Origin of the sequence: Aureispira sp. CCB-QB1 (genome assembly GCF_000724545.1) — a bacterium.
GTDB lineage: Bacteria > Bacteroidota > Bacteroidia > Chitinophagales > Saprospiraceae > Aureispira.
Map to the genome: position 1 here is coordinate 1 of NZ_JHBV01000116.1, position 413 is coordinate 413.

1 protein-coding gene is annotated in these 413 nt (G+C 42.6%); it reads left to right on the forward strand.

Annotated elements, in window-relative coordinates; translation table 11 throughout:
- Window positions 1-102: 102 nt before the first annotated feature.
- Window positions 103-413 (forward strand): hypothetical protein (locus CG11_RS26465; RefSeq protein WP_156039927.1); only part of this gene is annotated, 311 nt, incomplete at its 3' end.

A 413-nucleotide genomic window follows, 5' to 3' on the forward strand; every position in this document is an offset into this window, starting at 1 on the left:
GATCCTGAGACAGGAACGGACTACAGCAAGAGCTATGATCCGCAAGATAGTCGTACCAACGATGCCCTTGATCTTATTTTAACTTAATTAATGCCCATTGTTATGGAAAACAAACACCTATTTTTAGGCGCTGGGGCACTCCTGGCAATTGCTCTTGCTTATCTGATTGGTAAACGCCAAAAGAAAGCGGTGGAGCAACGAGAAATTGATGTGACGGTCAATCTCCAAGATGAGCATGGACAAACAGTGGTTTATGATCCAAATCCTTTGCTTGTTCGACTCAACAAAGGGTTGATCACTCGATATTACTTTGATTTTTCAGAGCGTTGTAATCCCATCAAAGAGCTCTATGATTTGGATCCTGCTCGTTTTATGGCAACGGTCAAAGCCTACAAAGTCAAATATGGCGTGGA